The organism is Bacteroidota bacterium (assembly GCA_018692315.1).
In the GTDB taxonomy this organism is placed as follows: Bacteria; Bacteroidota; Bacteroidia; order Bacteroidales; family JABHKC01; genus JABHKC01.
The window spans coordinates 1-3026 of the sequence record JABHKC010000061.1; the positions used below are offsets into that span (position 1 = coordinate 1).

Here is a 3026-nt window from a genome sequence, read left to right on the forward strand (position 1 = left end):
AAGCAAGACAACAAAAGCAATTATAAGCTTTCAAACTCTAATTGTTCCGTTCCGCTATGCTCCACTTCTCAATTAGAGTTTGAAAATAAAAATGTAAACTCATAATAGAATTAAAAAATATGTGTAAATTTGTAACAGGATTTAAATGTTTAACTGTAAACTTTTTTTAGGACGAGTCACCTCGCACATTGCACATATTTGCAAATCACACGTGCCAACGCACAAACCAAAATTTGCAAAAAAGTGCAATTTTTGCCATCGCTTCTATCTGCATACTGAGTGTTTTTTGATTACTTTTGAGACTTACTAAATAATTGAATGTGAATAAACGAATAGATAACATAGTCAACGAGTTAGTTGACCAATACACATACGGAGACACGAGCGAAAGACCTTGGATAATCGGTTTTAGTGGAGGAAAAGATTCTACTGTCCTATTAACGTTGGTGTGGAGAGCTTTAGAAAAAATCAAAAAAGAATTCCCTTATCCTTTCCAATTACGCAGACAGGTTTATGTTGTGTGTAATGATACAATGGTAGAGAATCCAATTATAACAGAATACGTTGATGATGTGCTTTCACAAATTGAAAAGGAAGCAAGAAATCAGGATTTGCCAATTATTGTACAAAAAACAATCCCAAAAATTGAATCAACTTTTTGGGTAAATATACTCGGGAAAGGTTATCCAGTTCCCAATAATGCATTTCGTTGGTGTACTGATAAATTAAAAATTCGTCCAACTTCATCATTTATTGAAGAGCAGGTTAGCGAAAAAGGAGAAGCCATAATTCTTATTGGAGTAAGAAGTGCTGAAAGTGCAACTAGGGGACGTTCAATAAAGAAACACGAAATAAAAGGGAAGCGATTAACTAAACACCCAAACCATCATAATACGTTGGTTTATTCACCCATAAAAGAATTAATGCTTGAAGAGATTTGGTATATTATTAATGCCTTACCCTCTCCTTGGAATTACGATAACACTAAACTATTTCAAATTTATTCAAATGCAAGTGCAGATGATTATGAATGTCCGACAGTTGTTACCAACAAAAGTCATACATCATGTGGTCAAAGCCGATTTGGCTGTTGGACTTGTACTGTAGTTAAAGAAGATAAATCTATGACTGCATTGATTAAAAATGGTGAAGATTGGATGACTCCGTTATTGAAGTACAGAGACAATTTGGAAAAAGAAAGAAACATTTCCGACAACCGACTTGCTACAAGAAGAAACGGTCAGCCTGCCGTAACTGAGGACGGGCATAAACAAGGAAATTATTCTCCTGAGTATCGAGCAAAAAAATTAAGGGAACTTTTAGAACTACAAATAGAAATACAAAAAATAAAACCATTAACCGAACTAATAACCAACCAAGAACTTATTGCAATTCAGGTTTATTGGTATCGTGATGGTATTTTTGATTTTAAGGTTGGTGAAATATTCGCAAGAATTTATGGAAGAGATATTGAAACTGAAAATGCCAATATTGAAAATTCCATTGAAAAAAGATTATTAAAAAGTGTTTGTGAGAATAATAAGAAGGACTATGAATTAATTAATAATCTTCTGACATTACAACACAGTAAAACTTTACTACTGACTAATTATGGTTTGCAGAATGATATTGAAAAACGAATTGAAAGCTTTGTAAAAGAGGAGGCAAACCATGAGAATTAATCAAATTTCATTAAATAACTTTCGTATTTACAAAGGTCAGAATACCATTGCATTTGAACCTAATGGCAAGAATAAAAACATTACCGTTATTGCTGGTCAAAACGGATTTGGCAAAACAACTTTTCTTTCAGCTTTAGTTTGGGGGTTTTACGGAAAGCTTATCGGAGAAGTTGATGAAAAATATAAGCGGGAAATATATGAATTAGGAGGCTACAAAAAATACGCACATTCAATATTAAATAGAGAAGTCAAATTAGATGAAAGTTCTTTGCATAAATTTAGTGTTGAAATTGAAATTTCAGATGTTTACATCCCTTCCGTACCATGCCGAAAAATAATAATTAGGAGAGAGTATAATTTAGAAAAAGAAGATGAAAAAATCAGTATTTTAATAGATGGATTTGAGAATGAATTAACAAAAGAAGTTGGCTCGGATATTTTTATCAATGATTTTCTACTTCCAAGGGAAATTGCTAAGTTCTTTTTATTTGATGCAGAAAAAATTGTTTCACTTGCAGAAATTAAAACAATTGCAGAAAAACGAAAATTAAGTCTGGCATATTCCGAAGTTCTGGGAATAAGCAAATACGTTAACCTAAAACGAACATTAGAAAATCTAAGAGTCAAATTACGTAAAAAATCAGCAAGTATTTCTGACAGAAACAAACTAAATAAACTTCAAGAAGAAGCCGAACAGCTTGAAAAATTAATCGCACATAACGAAGCAAAAATAGCTTCAAATGCTGATGATATTGAAAAATACAGAAATCAATCTGAACAATATCAGGAAAAATTAATTCGTGAAGGAAACAATATGTCTGTTGAAGATATGGTTAGCCAAAAGAAGCTACGCGATACTTTAAGACAAAACAGTATTGAAATAAAGTCAAAACTAAAAGAACTTATCGAATTAGCTCCTTTTGCAATTGCAGGTAATAAATTGAAACAGTTACACGAACAGGTAAACCTTGAATCTCAATACAGGCAAAACCAATTTGACAATGAATTTATAGAAACAAAACTAAAAAAGATTCAACATCAAATTGAAAAACAAATAAAGCAAAAACACTATTCGGATAAAATTAAAGAAGAGATTTCAACGATTCTAACAGAAACCTTTCTATCTGATTTAAAAGAACAAAACAGTACTCTTGAAAAAGTATTGCTTGATTTATCCACACAACAATCAAACGAATTTATGACCTTGGTAATTGTAAATATATTATTGCTACAACTACTTATAATGGTTTGATAGTATAATTCCAATCTTCTCCATGAAATTCATGTTTATATATGTTAATTTTTTCGAAATCTGATTTAGATATTTTAATCCCTGTTTCATAG

The 3026-nt window shown here is 31.3% G+C and carries 3 protein-coding genes; 2 read left to right on the plus strand and 1 reads right to left on the minus strand.

Going from position 1 to position 3026, the window contains the following annotated elements:
- Nucleotides 1-320 precede the first annotated feature (320 nt).
- Complete coding sequence (dndC, locus tag HN894_05110) at nucleotides 321-1682, plus strand: DNA phosphorothioation system sulfurtransferase DndC (GenBank protein ID MBT7142697.1); 1362 nt, start codon at nucleotides 321-323, stop codon at nucleotides 1680-1682.
- Complete coding sequence (locus HN894_05115) at nucleotides 1672-2934, plus strand: AAA family ATPase (GenBank protein ID MBT7142698.1); 1263 nt, start codon at nucleotides 1672-1674, stop codon at nucleotides 2932-2934. The genes dndC and HN894_05115 overlap by 11 nt, the downstream gene beginning before the upstream one ends.
- On the opposite strand, the gene HN894_05120 is transcribed toward HN894_05115, so the two are convergent.
- Nucleotides 2921-3026 (minus strand): hypothetical protein (locus HN894_05120; GenBank protein MBT7142699.1); only part of this gene is annotated, 106 nt, incomplete at its 5' end. The genes HN894_05115 and HN894_05120 overlap by 14 nt on opposite strands.